Annotated in this window: 13 protein-coding genes and 1 pseudogene; 3 read left to right on the forward strand and 11 right to left on the reverse strand. The window is 46.5% G+C overall.

Translation table 11 applies throughout. From position 1 onward, the window contains the following. Positions 1-277: 277 nt before the first annotated feature. Positions 278-2062 (forward strand): FUSC family protein, encoded by a 1785-nt coding sequence (locus ICN43_RS01200; RefSeq protein ID WP_216196853.1) that lies wholly within the window; start codon positions 278-280, stop codon positions 2060-2062. Positions 2063-2120: 58 nt separating this feature from the next. Here ICN43_RS01200 and ICN43_RS01205 read toward each other — a convergent pair whose 3' ends face one another. The 8 genes from ICN43_RS01205 to def all read right to left on the reverse strand — a co-directional run bounded on the left by ICN43_RS01205 (position 2121) and on the right by def (position 11671). Then, the gene (locus tag ICN43_RS01205) at positions 2121-4325 is read right to left on the reverse strand and encodes an OsmC domain/YcaO domain-containing protein (RefSeq protein ID WP_216196854.1); all 2205 of its coding nucleotides are present in this window, start codon (positions 4323-4325) and stop codon (positions 2121-2123) included. 65 nt (positions 4326-4390) lie between these two features. Next, positions 4391-5071: a response regulator gene (locus ICN43_RS01210; protein WP_216196855.1), complete on the reverse strand. Its 681-nt coding sequence runs from the start codon at positions 5069-5071 to the stop codon at positions 4391-4393. Between the two features lie 2 nt (positions 5072-5073). After that, positions 5074-7377 carry an ATP-binding protein gene (locus tag ICN43_RS01215; RefSeq protein ID WP_216196856.1) on the reverse strand — a complete coding sequence of 768 codons (2304 nt, stop codon included), beginning with the start codon at positions 7375-7377 and terminating at the stop codon, positions 5074-5076. Beyond that, positions 7374-7955, reverse strand: a complete 582-nt coding sequence (locus tag ICN43_RS01220) for a DUF4390 domain-containing protein (protein ID WP_255533374.1) — start codon at positions 7953-7955, stop codon at positions 7374-7376. Before ICN43_RS01220 ends, ICN43_RS01215 begins: the two co-directional genes overlap by 4 nt. Further along, positions 7952-9265, reverse strand: a complete 1314-nt coding sequence (rsmB, locus tag ICN43_RS01225) for a 16S rRNA (cytosine(967)-C(5))-methyltransferase RsmB (RefSeq protein WP_216196857.1) — start codon at positions 9263-9265, stop codon at positions 7952-7954. The genes ICN43_RS01220 and rsmB overlap by 4 nt, the downstream gene beginning before the upstream one ends. A gap of 1 nt (position 9266) precedes the next feature. Next, complete coding sequence (gene htpX, locus ICN43_RS01230) at positions 9267-10133, reverse strand: zinc metalloprotease HtpX (protein WP_216196858.1); 867 nt, start codon at positions 10131-10133, stop codon at positions 9267-9269. Beyond that, positions 10126-11148, reverse strand: a complete 1023-nt coding sequence (fmt, locus tag ICN43_RS01235) for a methionyl-tRNA formyltransferase (protein WP_216196859.1) — start codon at positions 11146-11148, stop codon at positions 10126-10128. The genes htpX and fmt overlap by 8 nt, the downstream gene beginning before the upstream one ends. A 7-nt stretch (positions 11149-11155) precedes the next feature. Continuing rightward, a complete protein-coding gene (gene def / locus ICN43_RS01240; RefSeq protein WP_216196860.1) occupies positions 11156-11671 on the reverse strand; it encodes a peptide deformylase in 516 nt (171 codons plus the stop codon). A 71-nt stretch (positions 11672-11742) separates the two neighbouring features. Here def and dprA point away from each other — a divergent pair, with 71 nt between their 5' ends. Together dprA and ICN43_RS01250 are read left to right on the forward strand one after the other, a co-directional pair. Next, positions 11743-12453: a DNA-processing protein DprA gene (dprA, locus tag ICN43_RS01245; protein WP_216196861.1), complete on the forward strand. Its 711-nt coding sequence runs from the start codon at positions 11743-11745 to the stop codon at positions 12451-12453. Between the two features lie 185 nt (positions 12454-12638). Continuing rightward, entirely contained in the window at positions 12639-15290 is a 2652-nt protein-coding gene (locus ICN43_RS01250; protein ID WP_216196862.1) for a DNA topoisomerase III, read from the forward strand. A gap of 62 nt (positions 15291-15352) precedes the next feature. Here the strand turns inward: ICN43_RS01250 and mnmC are convergent. The 3 genes and pseudogenes from mnmC to mnmE all read right to left on the reverse strand — a co-directional run. After that, positions 15353-16351 (reverse strand): annotated as a pseudogene (gene mnmC / locus ICN43_RS11130) (FAD-dependent 5-carboxymethylaminomethyl-2-thiouridine(34) oxidoreductase MnmC); the annotation flags it as partial. A gap of 47 nt (positions 16352-16398) precedes the next feature. After that, positions 16399-18246 carry a phosphoenolpyruvate carboxykinase (GTP) gene (locus tag ICN43_RS01255; RefSeq protein ID WP_216196863.1) on the reverse strand — a complete coding sequence of 616 codons (1848 nt, stop codon included), beginning with the start codon at positions 18244-18246 and terminating at the stop codon, positions 16399-16401. 91 nt (positions 18247-18337) lie between these two features. Beyond that, a complete protein-coding gene (gene mnmE, locus ICN43_RS01260) occupies positions 18338-19714 on the reverse strand; it encodes a tRNA uridine-5-carboxymethylaminomethyl(34) synthesis GTPase MnmE (RefSeq protein ID WP_216199810.1) in 1377 nt (458 codons plus the stop codon). Between the last annotated feature and the right edge of the window lie 9 nt (positions 19715-19723).

Below are 19723 nucleotides of genomic sequence, written 5' to 3' on the forward strand. Positions count from 1 at the left end.
TACGACAAAAGATAAAAATTTTACCCAGCTAGAGATCCGTTATATATTAAGTCCACCTACAAATAATAAAGTTACGCTTACTTAGCTAATCTACAAGTTGATCAACCCTTTTAATCTCACCCTAGATCACGTTCGGGCTGCCCTTAGCTTTGATAGGTATCAATTTCATTTTCAAAACTCGTTTTTTCTTGCCTTGGGCTTAGCTTTGCCCTTAGCCGGTGGAATTTACTTTCAAAATTTAAGTTTTGGGATATGCGTAGCTTTCGGAGCGCTTTTTGTGGGGATATTTAACCCAGATGAGCCCTACCCCATACTGGCCAGATCTTTGCTCGCCTCTCTACTCTGCATCACTGCCGCAGGTTTTTTGGGTGAGCTAGTGTCTAGCTCACACACCCTAATCATCACTTCATCAATCTTCGTGGCGGCTATTTGTGGCTTTGCTGGAGTCTTAGGACCGCACGCCTCCTTAATTGGAATGTTGAGTTTGGTGGTATTTTGCTTATTCGCAGGAAAATATACCGTTGGAAGTGAAATATTTGAACATGCTGAAGCCCTGTTTGCTGGCGGACTTCTGCAGCTTTCCTTCGCACTCATTGGATGGCCCCTAAGAACCTTCTATCCATTGCGTCGACAACTTGCAAATGCCTATTACATGCTTGGAGATGCGGCGAAAAAAGAGCCCTCGAGCTTATTTTCTCCTACGCTTGCATCATCATTATTTCTAGTAAGTAATGGAATTCCGTTAAGCGGTGCCAGCGGGAAAACTGCCCAGTGGATGCTAGCTCTTGCAGATCAATGTGAAATCATGCGCATCAATCTTATTGCGCTTGCCTATCACAGAGAACGCGAAACCAATCAAGAAAATAGAAAAACGCTTGATATATATTGCCAATATTTGGGGGCCGAGATCCATATCTTAGGCGAAAGCATCCTATTTCCTGGTCGCCTAAGAAAGATGAGCAAAATACCCGCCCCTATAATGCCTATGGGCGCACTCAACCCGAGGTCTTGTACAGAAATTATCGCGATTGAGAAATCAATCGCCAGCGCGAACCAGTTGCTCGACTGCACCTTTCCGATTGGCAAACATGCCGAAGTAGATAAAGCCTCAAGCTTTGTCTGGCACCCACTCCAGACAATTAAAAATAATCTAGCCGTTAGTAACACCTTCTTTCTCCACGGGGCAAGACTTGCCGTAGCTTTGCCGATCGCATGGATTCTAGGATTTCACCTACTAGATCAAAATCAATTTTGGATTCCTCTGACGATCGCATGGATTACAAAGCCTGACTATGCTGGAACGGTACCCCGTATTTTTGCTAGGGTTATTGGTACATTATTGGGTGCAATTTTTGCTGGACTAACTATATCTGCCCTATACCCAGGGCCCTGGCTTCTTTTGCTACTAGTCTTGGGTTCAGCATTTGCTGTCTACGCGTGTCTGCTAGTTAATTATGCTGCTACAGTGTTTTTTATTACTGGGTTGGTATTATTTTTGGTTCGACTTATCAACCCAGAAGGTGAGCTTGTCCTTGTAGAGGAGCGAATTGGGGCTACGCTCATCGGCGGAGCATTAGCACTAATCATTTCGCATATCAAACCTGTCTTTGTTAGTAAAAAAATTATTCCCAGCCTTCTTCATTTACTAGACGAGTGTAAAAAATATGTCGAACTAGCCAGCTCTGACCCTGAGCACGCCATTCTTCATGTTCAGGCTGTAAGAGCGGCAAGATTAGATGCCACTAATATTATTGAAGCCGCAAAGCTCGAGCCAGATCAGGGGGCTCTCTCAGCACAAGTCGCCGAAAAAATACTGATGTCGCTGCTAGAGGGAATGTATATGGTCGCAAGCATGCAAACTAATGCGTTGATTAATAAATCCAAATCAGAGATTGATCCACACTCTGCGGATATAAAGATGGCTTTAGATTTATTGATTAAAAAAATTCAAGCGATTTCTAATAAAGATTTCCATCCAGATGATGCAGCCATGAAAGCACTTGAGACAAACTCGCAAAATCCAGTATTGCAATGTCTAGGGCGCGCTTACTCTTTTCTATAAACGCTGAGAAAAGTGAACCAATCCTCTGCTCTACCGAGTGACCTACTAGGCCAAAGCCCTAGGTAGCCTTAGCTGCAAATTTAGCTCTTGCCGCATGTAGTTTTCTATAGCTATCGATTAGGCGATGATGCCTGTCGAGGCCCTCCAGCTTCATGCTAGTTGGAGTTAGTCCATAAAAGCGGATACTTCCCTCTACCGAGCCTATGACTGCATCCATTTTTTCAGCGCCAAACATTCTGCGGAAGTTGATTATGTAGTCATCAAGCTCTAAACCATCATCCAGCACGGTCTCCAATACTGCATGCAAGGCCTGATAAAACAATTTGCGCTCGACTGTGTTGTCGTTGTATTGGAGAAATGCCTCAACGAGCTCTTGGGTTTCTTCAAATTGTTTTAGAGCAAGATGAATAAGGAGCTTCAACTCTAAAACTGTTAGTTGACCCCAAGGTGTGTTTTCATCAAATTCAATACCGATTAGTGTAGCTATGTCGCCATACTCATCTAATTCGTTATTCTCAAGGCGCTCAAGTAGTTTAAGTAAGCTTGCATCATCTAAGTTGGATAAATTCACAATATCAGCGCGGAATAAAAGCGCCTTATTGGTATTGTCCCAAATTAAATCTTCAATTGGATAAACCTCAGAGTAGCCTGGTACCAAAATTCGGCAGGCAATCGCGCCCAGCTGGTCATATACCGTGACGTAAGCTTCCTTACCTAGAGACTCAAGAATGCTAAATAAAGTTGCCGCTTCCTGAGTATTCGAGTTTTCGCCTTTCCCAGAAAAATCCCATTCGACAAAATCGTAGTCTGACTTTGCGCTAAAGAATCGCCAAGAGACAATGCCGCTTGAATCAATGAAATGTTCAACAAAGTTATTAGGCTCAGTGACCGCCTCACTTGCGAAAGTTGGCGTAGGTAAATCATTTAATCCTTCGAAGCTGCGGCCCTGCAGTAGCTCCGTCAAACTCCGCTCTAGAGCCACCTCCAAGCTTGGATGTGCGCCAAATGATGCAAATACTCCACCAGTTCGCGGGTTCATTAAAGTAACGCACATAACTGGGTAAACTCCTCCAAGAGATGCATCTTTTATTAGCACTGGGAAGCCCTGCTCTTCAAGGGTTTGAATGCCCTCCAGAATGCTGGGATATTTTGCGAGAACCTCATGCGGCACGTCGGGCAAAGCGATTTCACCTTCAAGAATTTCACGCTTAACTGCCCGCTCGAAAATTTCTGATAAACATTGCACCTGGGCTTCAGCCAATGTATTACCAGCACTCATACCATTGCTGACATAGAGATTTTCAATGAGGTTGGATGGGAAATAAATAACTTCACCATCAGACTTACGCACATATGGCAAGGAACAAATCCCGCGCTCGCTATTTCCAGAATTGGTGTCAATTAGATTCGAGCCACGTAACTCACCATCAGGGTTATAAATATTGAGGCAGTACTCATCAAGAATTTCTCCGGGTAGCGAGTCTTTAGGGCCTGGCCTAAACCAGCGCTCATTCGGATAATGAACAAAATCCCCTGTGGCGATATCTTCGCCAAAAAATGCACCTGCATAAAAATGATTATTGCTAAGTCGCTCGATATACTCACCCAAGGCTGAGGCAAGGGCGCTTTCCTTCGTAGCACCTTTTCCATTCGTAAAGCACATTGGTGAATGCGCATCACGAACATGCAAGGACCACACATTGGGAATCAAATTACGCCAAGAAGCAATTTCAATCTTAATTCCTAGCTTGGCCAATACGCTAGACATATTAGCAATGGTTTGCTCTAGCGGCAGATCCTTTCCCAAAATAAAAGTATTGGCATTTGAATCTGGCTTCAAGGTTAATAAGGTCTGGGCATCCGCATCCAAACTCTTTACCTCCTCAATAACAAATTCTGGTCCAGCTTGCACTACTTTTTTAACTGTACAACGCTCTATCGAGCGCAAAATTCCCTGACGATCACTGGCTGAAATATCTTCGGGTAGCTCAACCTGAATTTTGAAAATTTGTTGGTAGCGGTTTTCTGGATCAACAATATTATTTTGAGAGAGCCTGATGTTCTCGGTAGAAAGATTTCGGGTGTCGCAGTACAGCTTCACAAAATATGCTGCGCATAAAGCTGATGAGGCCAAAAAATAATCGAAAGGTCCTGGTGCCGAGCCATCTCCCTTATATCGAATGGGCTGATCAGCGATCACTGTAAAGTCATCAAACTTAGCCTCAAGGCGCAACTTGTCGAGAAAGTTAACCTTTATTTCCATGGGAATATTTTCGAAATGATGTTGGCGCCAATATCCGTCGCAAAGACGGCATTTAATGAACTAATTTATTGCTCAGGCTTATTGCGCGAAGTGTCAATTCCCAAAGCTTTTAGCTTACGGTACAAATGGGTTCGTTCAAGGCCAGTATATTCAGAAATCTTGGTCATGCTACCGCCCATGATGATCATTTGGTGCTCAAAGTAGGCCTTTTCAAATAAGTCCCTTGCCTCACGCAGCGGTAAATCAAAATAGGTTTTTGCAATCCCGCTGATGTACTCGCCATCCTGAGCTTGCGTAGTTTGCTCGCTAACTGTCGATTTAGGGCTTTGGCTTGAAGGTGCGGCTGACGAAACCTTCTCTTCAATCGGCTCTACATATTTAGGAGAGCTCTCAAGGGCTTTGTTAACCGTCTTTAGTAACTTTTGGAGCGCAATAGGTTTTTCTAAAAAATTGAGAGCGCCAATACGCGTAGCTTCAACTGCGGTATCAATTGTTGCGTGGCCTGACATCATGACTACTGGCATTGTGAGCTGCCCAGACTTGGACCACTCCTTTAATAAGGCAATACCATCAACGTCTGGCATCCAGATATCGAGCAAGACGAGATCGGGCCGCATCTGCTCACGGATTGTGCGTGCCTGCATGGCGCTTTCAGCCGCATAAACAGTGTGGCCTTCATCCGTCAGAATCTCATTGAGAAGCTCACGAATTCCCATCTCATCGTCGACCACCAAAATACTTGCCATTCTTATGCTGCCTCTTTTGCCAGATTCATAAACAAAATTGATACTTGTGCGCCGATCACTTCATCGCCATGCATGCGATTCCGAACCTCAATTTTGGCACCATGATCATCTACTATTTTCTTCACAACTGCCAAGCCCAAACCAGTACCCTTGGTCTTAGTTGTCACATAAGGCTCGAAAGCCCTTGCCAATATCTTAGCTGGAAAACCCGAACCGCTATCCCTTATTGTCAAGCGCACTGCATTTTGTGACATACCGTTGAGCTGTCCATAGGGCACTAATTCTGTTTTTACCTCAACAGGATCAGACTGATGCTTGCCCTCAAGGGTAGCATCTTGCGCATTTTGCAAAAGATTATGAATAATTTGCCTAATTTGCGTTGGATCACCCATGATGTTTGGGCAATTCAAATCAAGCTGGGTTTTAAGGGGGCTTCCTTCATATAGACCTAAGATCTCTTGTATTAAAGTATTAATAGAAACCGATTTAAGTTGTGGGCTTGGCGTCTTTGCGAAATCCCTAAAATCATTCACCATTTCTTTCATGGCCTGCACTTGCCCAATGATGGTTTCGGTACTACGATTCATCATTTCTTCATGCTCAGGACTTAATTTACCTGCCAACTTATGCTGTAATCTCTCAGCAGAGAGCTGAATGGGAGTTAGCGGATTCTTAATCTCATGAGCTAAGCGCCTAGCCACCTCACTCCAAGCAATTGAGCGTTGAGCGCTCACGACATCGGTAATGTCATCAAAAACCACCATACGGAGGTCTGGAGTCAGCTCAGTGCCACGAATAAATAAGGTAATGCCAGGCTCGTTCTCAAACTCATTCGTAGTATGCAGCTGAATCTGCTTTTGCCAAACTGGTGCCGCTTTATTTATATCCGCCTGACTTCCATCTGCCCCAACCGCTAGCTTCATAGTTGCAAAACCCTCTTTAATGGCCTCGTCAAACTCAAGCAGACTTGGGTTATTGCTGAGGGGGTGGCCATCCATTTGCGTTAAGTCCTGCCCGAATATACGATCAGCACCAGCATTGCTAGAAACCATGATGAAATTTTTATCAAAGATACAAACACCGGCAGTTAGGTTGCCCAGAACTGTCTCTAAAAATGATTTGGACTCTTGCAGGGATGTGCGTGTATCAGCAAGCTGCCGCGTCATTACATTAAATTGACGTGTCAACATTCCCAGCTCGTCACCAGTATCTAACTCTGGCTTGGGTGATAAATCTCCTTGGGCGACAGCCTGTGTACCCTTTAGCAACATTAGTAAGGGCCTGGCTAACTGACGCCCCAGAATTAAGGCTAAGGTAACTGCCACAAATAATGCAAAAAATAGCGTTAATGTAAGCGTGCCCACAAACATTTTTCTTAAGCCAGTTCGACCCAATGACTTCTCTTGATAATCTCTATAGGCCGACTCAACCGCAATAATATTTTTAGCCAGAGGGCCGGGGATGAATCGCACCAACTGCAAAGAATATTTATCGTCAATATCTTTGCCAAAATCGACTTTGCTCGAGGTCTGTTTTTTGCGCGAAATTGGCACAATTGCCCTGACTCGATAGCCGCGACTCCCATCATCCATTTCGACTTGATCAACAAAGGTAAGGCCCTTATTTTTAAAGGCATCAGCAACTACATCTGCGCTAGGCGCAGGTAAATATTTTTTGGGTCGGGCTTCACTAGTAAAGATTAAATTATTTCGTGCATTAAATAGGCTAACCTCTTGAATACCAAACTGATTGCGGATCTTCATCACCATGGCAGCAACCTGCTCAGAGTTGGTGCCCGAAGGAACTTGCACGATTTGCTCCGCAATGTAATTACCCTCGGCCAAAATTTCTTCTTGTGCGATACGCAAGGTAACGCGCCCCAACTCAAGGCCGGCATCTAGCGCTGATTCAACTTGGACATCAAACCAGGTTTCAATACTTCGGGATACAAACTGCAAGGAAACACCATACAGAATTAACCCTGGGACAACGCCAACCAAAGCAAAAATCATGGCTAGTTTTGCAACTAGGCGCGTACCAAATCGGCCTTTACGCCAGCGGATGGCAATCACAACTACCAAGGTCAGAATGACTAATGTCAAGCAAATGCCAACGATTACATTTGCTGCATAGAGCCAAATAAAATAGTTGTCAAAAAACTCGGTGTTTGATGTTGCAACAGACAGCAGCAATAAGAGCAAAAGCGCAAATGCTCCAATCGCGGCCATCGCCGTAGGTAGTGCGCGCCTTTTCCAGGCATCTTTCTCAAATGCATTCGACCCAATGAAGTCTAAAGATATTTTCATCGCTTAATCAGGTTGGGACCGTTTGGTAAAAAAGTAATGCGCACCCAATCACTTGTGACATTCCAGTCGCGATTATTTAATGCATTTACTTGAAATGGTTTTGGCAGTTTGCTTAAATCTAGCGTCATTCTTAATGCTGCTGTGTAAGACTTGCTTTGATCAACTTGGTTGCTATCAATTACTTTCCAGCCACCAATACTGCCTACGGCCTGTAAAGCTTCAAACATTGTCTTGGCAGAAAAGGTGAAGCCTTCAGAGGCGATTCGATACTGCTGTGTCATTGGCTGATAAGACAAGCGCGTTAATCGCTGAGCAAGTACAGGCTTCTCATCAAACCAGTACCATCGCGAGCGCGTTAAATCGAATTCGGTTTGAAAAAATAAAACCACGCCTTTTTGAACTGCATCCTCTAGCCCTGGGGTTAATTCGATTTGAAATGTGGCATTTAAAAGCCAATCACTATCCGCCCGCTCAAGATCGGCAGATTTAAGCTTGATTCCCTCGGCACTTACTGAGGCTGAAAATAGGCTCAGCAGCATCAAAATACAAAGCGTGAATTGTTTAATGCATTGGGTCATAGACCATTTTTCTTAAACAAGGCGTAGTAAAAACCATCATTTAGTTCCGCGGGCAAAATTTGTCCAGGGGCGCTTAATCGTAACGCATCCGTATGCCCTGCAGCAAACCAAATAGCCTGCTCCTCACCCTCCTCCGGAAATACTGAGCAAGTTACGTACAAAAGCGTGCCGCCAAGCTTAAGCATCTTCCAGGCCTGCTCCAAAATAGCACGCTGCCTGAGTTGTAAGGCCTTAATATCTGCTTCACGACGTAAGAAAGGAATGTCGGGATGTCTCGCAACAATGCCAGAAGCCGAACAAGGGGCGTCCAAAAGGATTTTGTCGAAAGGCCTGTTATCCCACCAAGCTGCCTTTGAGGCATCACCTCGGACAACATTGACATCATCAGAATGAAGTCGTAAACGATCTAGATTGCCACCAATTTTTCCAAGGCGCTCGCCATCTAGCTCTAGGGCAATCATTTCGCATTGCGCCAACTCCAATATATGAGCAGTTTTTCCTCCAGGCGCTGCGCAAGCATCCAATATTCGCTCACCCGGTTTTGGATCAAGCAATACTGCTGCAATTTGTGCACCCGCATCCTGAACGGAAACTGCCCCACTATAAAAGCCCGGCAAATCTGATACTGGTACTGGTTGACGCAACAATAATGCGGAGTCCAGCGTGATCCCAGCAACACTGTCTATAGGTTCGGCTTCGATGCCCGCTTGATGCAGTAATTCTTGGTATTCCTTACGTGTATTTTGTTTACTATTGACTCGCAAAATCAAGGGCGCGCGTTGGGCCTGTTGAATCAACATGGCTTGCCAAGACTTCGAATAATTACGCTTCAGAATAGCCCGCCACCATGGCGGAAAGAACATTGGAATAGGATCTGGTGGATAAGGCTTTTCAATCTCTGCCTGAACCGCGAGACTAACCTTGCGCAGTACAGCATTTACCAAGCCCTTCGCATATATTGTGGGTTCATATTCACTGCAAGCCTTTACCGCCTGATCGACAATCGTATGCGCTGCATAGCCTTTGCCATCAGCAACGCGGTGTAAAAATAAAGCAATCGCTACGCTGAGTAAATACTCGACCTCTGGGGGTGGCGTCTTTGGAATGAATTGCTGAATGAACTCATGTGATCTGACCCACTTTCGCAAAGCATCAAATGTAAGACTTTGAACAATGGGCCGCTCATGATTGTCTAGCTGATCCAAAACCTCCGTAAGTGATCGGCCGACCATCACCTCGCCGATTGCTTGCGCGGAAATAGTGATTGCCTCTGATAGCGGAAGACTGTGTATTATTTTTTGGTCAGTCAAATTATTCCGCTCCGGGATAAACCCCGTTTTTAGCCATACTGTTTAAACGAGCTACCCGCTCCTCCATCGGAGGGTGAGTAGAGAAAAGCTGTGAAAGCCCACCTGCGGTCAGCGGATTAATGATCATCATTTGTGCTGTTTCAGGATGTCGCTCTATTGCTTGAAATGGTGTTCCTTGAGAATAGGTATGAATTTTTTGGAGTGCCTGTGCAAGCGCCTCGGGATCGGCGCTAATTTCAGCGCCTCCACGATCAGCCTCATATTCACGGGCGCGGGATATGCTCATCTGAATTAGGCTAGCTGCCAGCGGGGCCAAAATCATTACCAGCAATGAAGCCAGGGGATTGCCCTGTCGGCCATCCGAATTTCGACCGCCAGCAAACATCGCGAGATTGGCTAATGCAGAAATAGCGCCGGCCATGGTTGCGGCCAAGGTAGAAATAAGGATATCTCGGTGCCTAACGTGTGCAAGCTCATGTGCCATGACGCCCCGTAATTCACGGGCCGAAAGGATTTTGAGAATGCCAGTAGTTGCTGCAACGGAAGCATGTTCAGGATTTCGACCAGTTGCAAACGCATTTGGGGCATCCTCTTCAATCAAAAATACTTTGGGCATAGGTAGCCCCGCTTTATTGGCCAATTCTTTAACCATGGCGTAGAACTGAGGGGCAGAGCGCTCATCTACCTGTTGCGCATTGGTCATCTTCAAAACCATCGTATCTGAAAACCAATAGCTAAAAAAGTTCATTCCAACTGCAATCAATAAAGCTAAAAACATTCCCTGCTCACCGCCTAACATACCGCCGACCACAATAAACAATGCAGTAATTGCCGCCATTAAAATCGCTGTCTTCGCCAAATTAAACATTGGTGCCTCCTTGCTTGTTTGTGAGCTTTTCAAACCTCATTGAAAATTGTGTACTTAGGCTGCCAGAGATACATTGAACTGCAGAAATCTTTTTTCCACCCGGCTTTTGCATTTCTAAGATCTCAATCACACCCTTGCCACACTGAACATAAAGCCCATTGTCACTTAAGCCCAACACCTGCCCAGGGAGAGCATCTTGGGGTGTTTGTATCTTACTGGGCAAACAAGAATTCCAAAACTTGAATTGCTCACCATGCAGGCTGCTGGTAGATCCAGGAAATGGATTGAAAGCGCGAATACGTCGATCGATCTCGACGGCACTCAAATACCAATCAATCTCCGCTTCATTCTTTAGTATTTTCTCTGCATAGGTAAGCCCTAGGTTGGGCTGAGGGGTTCTTGTAATAACAATGCCGCGGTCCAAATCGTTAAGGGTCTTCACCATTAGCTCTGCACCCAAGACAGCCAAACGATCGTGAAGTGATGCACTAGTTTCATCTGCCGATATTGTTAGATCCTCCACCAGCACGGTATCGCCGGTATCCAAGCCAACATCCATCTGCATAATGCTGACACCAGTCCTGTCATCGCCGCTCTCTATAGCGCGCTGTATCGGTGCAGCGCCGCGCCATCTTGGCAGCAAGGAAGCGTGAATATTAAAACAACCGTGCCCATCATTTCGAGAGGCAAGATCAAGAATATCTTGGGGAAGGATTAGTCCATAGGCAACTACTACCATGGCATCAAAATCAATGGCAGATAAGTATTGATGCGCTTCTTGCGCAGCATCTCTTTTCTGTAAATCAGTATGGTCCAACTTCAGCGTTTCAGGCTGTAGTACCGGAATGCCTTTCTCTTGCGCAAACGCTTTTACGGGACTCGCCTGAAGATGCATACCTCGACCCGCACGACGATCTGGCTGAGTAAGCGCTAGAACAATTTGATGCCCAGCTTTTTCTATTGCACGCATTGCCTGTGCAGCAAACTCCGGGGTTCCAGCAAAGACAATTTTCATTGGGCGCTTAGCGCTTGCCTACTAATTCTTTTGCACGCTTTTTCATTTTGAGAGAAATCCGACCGCGCTTCAACATCGAGAGGTATTCAACAAATACCTTGCCCTGTAGGTGATCCATCTCATGCTGCAAACAAACTGATAGCAAGCCATCTGCCTCCACTTCAAACGCTTTCCCGTTGATATCGAGCGCCTTAACTCGTACCACTGCCGGGCGGTCAACCTCATCGTAATACTCTGGCACGGAAAGACAGCCTTCACGCCATGATTTTTTTTCTGGGCTTGCCCAAACTAATTCAGGATTGATAAACACCATCAACTGATCTTGGTCGTCTGAAACATCAATCACAACGATTCGCTCATGAATGTCCACCTGAGTTGCAGCTAAACCAACGCCAGGAGCGTCGTACATAGTCTCAGCCATGTCCGCCACAATTTTTTTGATGCGTGCATCTACCTGCGCCACAGGTTCAGCAACTTTGTGTAGGCGTGGATCTGGGTAACAAAGGACGGTTAGTAAAGCCATATGGGAATTATCCAACAGAGTAATGAGACTGTCCCGATAGTTCTCTCACGCCCGATGCCGACAATCACTTTATGGACACCCTCAAAAGCCCTCATATTATTCAACTACGCCGTAGCGCCCCTGGCTACCCAGTTCGTCTATTGGATTTGTTTGACCCACCAAATCCACTCTATGTATATGGAGATATTGGCCTGCTGAACTTACCCATGATTGCCATTGTGGGTTCACGCGCTGCCAGCCCAGAAGGAATCAAGAATGCGAGTGATTTTGCTCAAGCCCTATCTGCGGAGGGGTATCTCGTCATTTCTGGGTTGGCACGGGGCATAGATGGGGCAGCTCACCTCGGAGCGCTTGGCCCAAATCAAAGCCATCCAACCCTAGCAGTCTGCGGAACAGGGCTCGATATCGTCTACCCCAGAGAGCATCTTGCCCTGGCTCAGTCGATTGGTGGCACTGGACTCTTGGTATCTGAGCTAGCGCCAGGAATGGGGCCAAAGGCCTGTCATTTCCCTCGCAGAAACCGCATCATTGCAGCCCTGGCCCTCGGAATTCTCGTAATTGAGGCTGCGGAACGCTCTGGCTCGCTGATTACAGCCAGACTAGGGAGCGAGCTTGGGCGCGAGATTTTTGCAATTCCTGGGTCAATACACCACCCCCTTTCTAGGGGCTGCCACCAATTAATTCAGCAGGGAGCCAAACTCGTTCAATCGCCGAAAGATGTTCTTGAAGAACTGCCAAAATGGTCAAAACCGCATTTAAAGCCATTTAAAGCATTGTTTTAAGATAATTTAGGCCTTTAGTGGGGTCTTTCTAAATACTAAAAAATAAGGCTTTTGGACTTTTGTTAATTTATCGGTTAATAATAAAAAAGGGATGTGGGGAAGGTCTGATCAAGATCTGGTTTAAATTGGTCACCCGTTTTCACCCATTAAAAACATCATTTGAAGCTCAAATTTAGGCAAAAAGCGTGGCAACTAAAGTATCTACCAAAAAAAGCAGCCCAAAGACTTCGGCCACTGATCACCCCAAGGCGCTGATCATTGCGGAGAAACCTTCTGTAGCCAATGACATTGCAAAAGCTTTGGGGGGCTTCACTAAATATGAGGAGTATTTCGAGAGCGATGACTTTGTTATCTCTTCTGCGGTTGGCCATCTATTAGAAATTGCTGCCCCGGAAGAATTTGATGTCAAACGCGGAAAATGGTCATTTGCGAATCTTCCAGTTGTGCCGCCCTATTTTGATTTACGTCCGATAGCTAAAACTGAATCGCGGCTTAAGGTATTACAAAAACTCATTAAACGTAAAGATATTAATGAGCTCATCAATGCATGTGACGCGGGACGCGAAGGTGAGTTGATCTTTCGCTTGATTGCACAGCATGCGAAAGCGCCGCAAGCGATTAAGCGTCTCTGGCTGCAATCTATGACCCCCGCAGCAATCAGAGACGGGTTTGCTTCTCTACGCAGTGATAGCGATATGCAACCCCTGGCAGACGCAGCGCGTTGCCGCTCTGAAGCTGACTGGCTCGTTGGCATCAATGGCACGCGCGCTATGACAGCATTCAATAGCAAGAGTGGTGGCTTCTTCCTAACAACAGTTGGTCGAGTACAAACACCAACACTGTCAATTGTTGTCGAGCGCGAAGAGCTGATTCGCAAATTTATCTCCAAAGACTATTGGGAGGTTAAGGCGGAATTTATTGCTGCGGCTGGCATATATGAAGGCCGCTGGTTTGATCCTAAGTTTAAGAAAGATACCGCAGCCCCAGATGCTCGTGAGAATCGCCTGTGGAGTGAAGCTGCTGCTCAAAGCATTGTGGCTGCATGTCGTGATAAAAAAGCGAGCGTAAAGGAAGAAGCCAAGCCTGCAACTCAACTCGCACCTCAACTATTTGATCTAACCAGCTTGCAACGTGAGGCTAATGCACGCTTCGGCTTTTCTGCTAAAAATACTTTGGGTCTAGCTCAGGCGCTTTACGAGCGCCATAAAGTGCTGACCTATCCGCGTACGGATGCTAAGGCACTGCCTGAAGATTATCTAGATACCGTAAAGCAAACCATGGAAAACCTGGCTGCGAACTCACAAGAATATCGACTATTTGCTAAACAAATTTTGCAGGGCGACCCTAAGGATCCAAAAGCTAAGGCCGGTTTTGGTTGGATCAAACCTAACAAACGTATTTTTGATAACTCAAAAATATCGGATCACTTTGCGATCATCCCCACATTAGAGTCTCCAAAAAGTCTGAGCGAGCCGGAACAAAAACTTTATGATTTAGTGGTTCGTCGCTTCTTAGCGGTTTTTTATCCCGCTGCTGAATTCCGAGTCACCACCCGCATTACCGAAGTATCTGGGCACCACTTTAAAACTGAAGGTCGGGTGCTGGTCACTCCAGGTTGGCTAACGGTATATGGTAGATCCAATCAAGCAGATGATGAATTGGTAGCGGTGCAAGAAGGTGAAACCGTCCAAAATGAAACTATTGCAGCCATCCCATTAAAAACCAAACCACCAGCGCGCTATACAGAAGCAACATTGCTGTCAGCCATGGAAAGTGCGGGCAAATGGGTGGACGATGATGAGATGCGTGAGGCGATGGCTGAAAAGGGTTTGGGCACACCTGCAACACGTGCAGCCATCATTGAAGGCCTGCTGGCAGAAAAATATATGGTTAGAGAGGCTCGTGAGCTCATTCCTACTGCCAAGGCATTCCAATTAATGACGCTCTTGCGCGGCCTGGATGTTGAAGAATTAACCCGACCAGATCTTACGGGTAGTTGGGAAAATAAGCTTTCTCTGATTGAGCGTGGCGAGATGAACCGCGATACATTTATGCAAGAAATTGCTCAGATGACCCAGCGCATCGTCAAGCGTGCAAAAGAATATGACAGTGATACCATTCCTGGTGACTATGCCACCATGTCTACACCATGTCCTCACTGCAAGGGTCCGGTAAAAGAAAACTATCGTCGCTTTGCTTGTGAGAAGTGTGGATTTACCATCAGCAAAACTCCGGGCGGGCGGGCGTTTGAATATCCAGAAGTAGAAGAACTGCTTCGCGAAAAAACGATTGGGCCACTCCAAGGTTTCCGCAGCAAGATGGGAAGGCCATTCGCCGCCATTATTAAGTTAAGTGAAATTCCTGAAGATGATGCAGATTATCCAAATGCAGGCTTTAAGCTTGAGTTTGATTTTGGCAATACTCAAGAAGATGAATCTGAAGCTATCGACTTTACTGGCCGCCAGGCTTTGGGGGTTTGCCCTAAATGCTCAGGCGCAGTATACGAAGATGGCATGCGTTACTTGTGCGAAAGAAATACCGGCCCCGATAAGTCTTGTGATTTCAAGACGGGCAAGGTCGTTTTGCAACAAGAGATCTCTGCTGAGCAAGTACAGAAATTGCTTACCGAAGGCAAAACAGATTTGCTAACCAACTTTAAATCTAACCGAACAGGGCGTGGCTTTAAGGCTTATCTTGCTTTGGGCCCAGATGGCAAAATTGGTTTTGAATTTGAAGCAAAAGCGCCAGCAAAGAAGCGGGCGGGCGCTAGCGCGGCCACCAAGTCTGCAGCAAAGCCTAAGCGCGTCAGCAAGGCTAAGTCGTCTTCTAGCACTTGAGAGCTAATGAGTTTGGCTGCCAAGGCTGACCAAAGCGCGCCCCTCGACCCCAAGGCTGTTGCCAAAAATATCCCTGGGCGTTGAGTAAGCTCGCCAATGATCGGTAGGCGATCGCCAGCAACACAGCGTATGCCAACGAAACTTCCCATCTTTTGAAGTTGGCTAACATCACCCTCTACATAATTCAATAAGCCTTTTGCTTGACTGCGATTAAAGTCATCGCTTGAATCCCAATCTTGAAGGTTGGATTCTCCCTCATCAAAACTGGAGCCTACTATCCACCGATAATTTCCATCGGGCAGTTTCTCGGCCGGTAAACAATAGCCATCGCCTGATATAGCCGTAGGTGGCAGTCGCGCCGCCCAAGAATTTTTCGCGGTAATAGAAAAAATACTCAGCTGTCCTCGCACTGGCCTCAAGGGAAGTCGGACATCAATACTCGCAACTAACTTTTTAGTTTCTAGCGCTGCCGCAATAATGACTTTATCGGCAGTCATGATTAAATCATCTTGGAGATTAAACAAGCCCCAAGCTCCGCCGACTTTTTCCAGTCGAGCTACTGAGGTATTCCAACAGCAAATCAGTTTTGGGTGTGGCTTTAACGCATCTTGTGTTGCCTCAAACAAATTGAGTGATGCACCCCGCGGAAGCCAAATGCCATCTTGATGAATCCCACAGACTTCCAGCGCCTCTTTTGCAGAGAGCGCTCGAGCCATCTCTTCATCTAGATTAAGTGATTGTAGGTAGCCCGCGACATCATCGCGATTAAAAGATTTATCTTTCTTGCTTGGCTGAAAAATACCGTGTTGTTTCCAAACCTGGCCCCAACGCGCTTCTGCCATCAAAAATGCAATGCGGGTTAATCGCAATAAGCGGGGGGCGCCACGACCAACATGAGGGTGCGCTATGGCATAAGCATGGCTAGAACATGCTGAAGCGGGGTGAGATGCAGAATCGACAATACAAACTGCTTGACCACGGTTGAGCAACTCATTGGCAATGCATGCGCCTGCTATGCCCGCCCCAATCACCACGATCTCATGGTGTTGGGGTAAGGTCATTCAGTAAAAATATTTTTGGGAAGGCTTTTTAAACTTCTAGGGGATGCCTAGGCGCTTAAGCGATTCTCAATTTTGCTACGCACTTCGATTAACTCTTTAGGCAAACGCTCACCCAAATGCTCAAACAATTCTGAATGGAGCTTGAGTTCATTCTTCCAATCATCGAGACCAACAGTAATGGCTTTCTCAAATTTTTCTACTGAGTAATCGAGACCACTCCAATGCATGTCGGCATGCTCTGGGCAAATACCAAAGACAGTTTCCTTGCCTTTAGCTGTGCCTTCAGCGCGGCCTAAGATCCAAGAAAGTACGCGCATGTTTTCGCCAAAGCCGGGCCACACAAACTTACCATTTTCATCTTTGCGGAACCAATTCACACAATAGATCTTTGGCAACACTGCGCCCTCAGCAGCCAACTTGTTGCCGATATTTAACCAGTGTTGGAAATAGTCGCTCATGTTGTAACCAGCAAATGCAATCATCGCAAATGGATCACGACGCACAACACCAACTTGACCAGTAATCGCCGCAGTAGTTTCAGAGCCCATTGTTGCGGCCATGTAAACACCTTCTACCCAGTCACGCGCTTCGCTGACCAATGGCACGGTATCTGAACGGCGGCCGCCAAACAGGAACGCATCAATTGCAACGCCCTCTGGATCATCCCAGCTAGGATCAACAGCAGGGTTGTTTGTTGCAGCAACAGTAAAGCGTGAATTTGCATGCGCGGCATTTCGGCCAGCTGCGCCATCTGCAGGAGTCCAATCCTTACCCTGCCAATCGATTAAGTGTGCTGGGGGTGTATCCGTTAAGCCCTCCCACCAAACATCACCATCATCAGTTAAACCAACGTTAGTGAAAATCACATCCTGGTTCAATGAATCCAGGCAGTTTGGATTGGTCTGACGATTTGTGCCTGGCGCAACTCCGAAGTAACCAGACTCCGGATTAATTGCGAACAAGCGCGTCTTGCCAGTAATGGCGTCTTTGCGTGGCTTGATCCATGCAATATCGTCACCAACAGTAGTCACTTTCCAACCCTCAAATCCCTTTGGGGGAATCATCATAGAGAAGTTCGTTTTTCCACAGGCAGATGGGAATGCAGCAGCAATATGGTATTTCTTGCCTTCGGGAGATGTAACTCCCAAGATCAACATATGCTCAGCTAACCAACCTTGATCGCGCCCCATATTAGATGCGATACGCAATGCAAAACACTTCTTGCCCAACAATGCGTTGCCGCCGTACCCAGAACCAAAAGACCAGATCTCGCGCGTTTCTGGATAGTGAACGATGTACTTAGCTTTGTTGTTCGGCCAAGCAACATCTTTTTCGCCAGCAGCCAAAGGCTTGCCAACAGTGTGGATGCAAGGAACAAATTCGCCAGAAGCTCCAAGCTGATCAATCACCGCTTTGCCCATACGGGTCATCAAGCGCATATTGATTGCAACATAAGGGCTGTCAGATAGCTCAACACCAATGTGGGCGATAGGTGAGCCGATTGGGCCCATGGAGAATGGAACTACATACATTGTTCTGCCGCGCATGCAGCCATCAAACAGTGGCTGAAGAGTAGCGCGCATTTCGCTTGGCTCAACCCAATTGTTGGTTGGTCCAGCATCTTCTTTTTTTTCAGAGCAGATAAAGGTACGGTCTTCAACGCGGGCAACATCATCTGGGTCAGACAAGGCCAAGAAAGAGTTTTTGCGCTTAGCTGGGTTAAGGCGCTTGAATACACCTGCATCTACCAGCAAGTCACAGAACTCATCGTATTCAGCCTGGGAGCCGTCACACCAGCGAATCTTGTCTGGCTTGGTAAGGGCGGCAATGTCTGCCACCCATTGAATCAATTTTTGATTTTTTACGTACTCAGGTGCATTGGTGTTGATTGTCATGGGAATCCTATGAAATGTAATATTTTTAATCGCACTATTTTAACATTTTGGGTAAATTTTTAGGGCACAGCCTCATCGGGGACCAGGATCCTTACTTGCCAATACAAAATTGGCTAAATATCTTGCCCAAAAGGTCATCCGGCAGGAGTTTTCCGGTAATTTGCCCAAGCTGATCTTGTGCTAAACGGAGCTCTTCTGCAAATAACTCCAGCGATATGTTGCCATCTGCTGCAAATTGTTGAGATTTTTCTAAATGAGTGCTTGCCCTATCTAAGCAATCTAGGTGGCGTCTACGAGCAACAATAGCACCCTCTTGAGGGCCGCCCCAACCCACAGACTCAAGGATTTTTTGCTTTAGCACCTCAAGCCCAGCGCCAGTCTTGGCTGAAATGAGCAATGCGCGCATCTTATTCTGGTTGGCAGTGGGTGTACCCAATAAATCTGATTTGTTGATGACCTCCAAAACAGGGCATTTGGGTGGGATTGCCTCCAATATTTGGGCTTTCAGCGTCAAGGTGGCGGAATCTACTGCGCCTGTAGAGCCTGGATCCTGCAGGAAGATCACTAAGTCTGCGGCCCGAAGAGCCTCCCAAGATCTTTCAATGCCTTTTGCCTCAACTAGATCACCAGTTTGGCGCAAGCCAGCGGTATCAATGATGTGCATGGGCACACCGCCAATAGTGATGCTCTCTTTAATGCGGTCTCTTGTGGTTCCGGCAATGGGTGTCACAATAGCGACCTCCTCACCAGCTAGACGGTTAAGGAGCGAGCTTTTTCCAACATTGGGAGCGCCAGCCAAAACTAGTTGGATGCCATCACGCAAAATCTTTCCCTGTTTTGCGCCTTCCCTGAGCGCATAAAGCTTTTCCATCACCCCACTTAAGCGTTGACGAGCCTGAGCGTTTTCCAAAAACTCAATTTCTTCTTCAGGGAAGTCCAGTGTTGACTCTACCAAAATTCGTAGCTGGGTAATCTCTTCAACTAAAGAATTAATGTCGTTTGAAAAAGCACCCTGCAGCGAACGAGCTGCCCCACGAACAGCAGCCTCACTTTGAGCGTCGATTAAGTCAGCAATCGCTTCTGCTTGAGCTAAATCGATTTTGTCATTGAGGTATGCCCGCAAAGAAAACTCGCCTGGCTCTGCAAGCACCAAGCCCCAAGCTTTCCCTAGTTCCAGACAACGCTTCATGACCAACTCTAAAAGCTGTGGGCCACCATGGCATTGCAACTCTAAAACATCTTCCCCCGTAAAAGATGCAGGGGCAGCAAAGTAAATGGCGATAAGTTGGTCGATTAACTCACCTTGAGCATCTCGGAGGGTGAGAAGGTTGGCCTGACGTGGGACCAGCACCCTATGAAATAAAGCCTCGGCAATCGGCAAAAGCTGGGGTCCACTAATCCGAATGACGCCAACACCTGCTTTGCCAGGCGCAGTAGCAACCGCAATGATGGGTAATTTTCTCGTCATCATTGCGGG

This window comes from Polynucleobacter sp. UK-Mo-2m-Kol15 (genome assembly GCF_018881505.1).
Classification (GTDB): Bacteria; Pseudomonadota; Gammaproteobacteria; order Burkholderiales; family Burkholderiaceae; genus Polynucleobacter.

Bases quoted from the DNA above. Each gene is read 5' to 3' on its own strand.
- def (WP_216196860.1), bottom strand. From the start codon at position 11,671: ATGGCTTTACTAACCGTCCTTTGTTACCCAGATCCACGCCTACACAAA.
- ICN43_RS01255 (WP_216196863.1), bottom strand. From the start codon at position 18,246: ATGACAATCAACACCAATGCACCTGAGTACGTAAAAAATCAAAAATTG.
- ICN43_RS01205 (WP_216196854.1), bottom strand. From the start codon at position 4,325: ATGGAAATAAAGGTTAACTTTCTCGACAAGTTGCGCCTTGAGGCTAAG.
- dprA (WP_216196861.1), top strand. From the start codon at position 11,743: ATGGACACCCTCAAAAGCCCTCATATTATTCAACTACGCCGTAGCGCC.
- ICN43_RS01220 (WP_255533374.1), bottom strand. From the start codon at position 7,955: ATGACCCAATGCATTAAACAATTCACGCTTTGTATTTTGATGCTGCTG.
- mnmE (WP_216199810.1), bottom strand. From the start codon at position 19,714: ATGACGAGAAAATTACCCATCATTGCGGTTGCTACTGCGCCTGGCAAA.
- ICN43_RS01210 (WP_216196855.1), bottom strand. From the start codon at position 5,071: ATGGCAAGTATTTTGGTGGTCGACGATGAGATGGGAATTCGTGAGCTT.
- fmt (WP_216196859.1), bottom strand. From the start codon at position 11,148: ATGAAAATTGTCTTTGCTGGAACCCCGGAGTTTGCTGCACAGGCAATG.
- ICN43_RS01215 (WP_216196856.1), bottom strand. From the start codon at position 7,377: ATGAAAATATCTTTAGACTTCATTGGGTCGAATGCATTTGAGAAAGAT.
- htpX (WP_216196858.1), bottom strand. From the start codon at position 10,133: ATGTTTAATTTGGCGAAGACAGCGATTTTAATGGCGGCAATTACTGCA.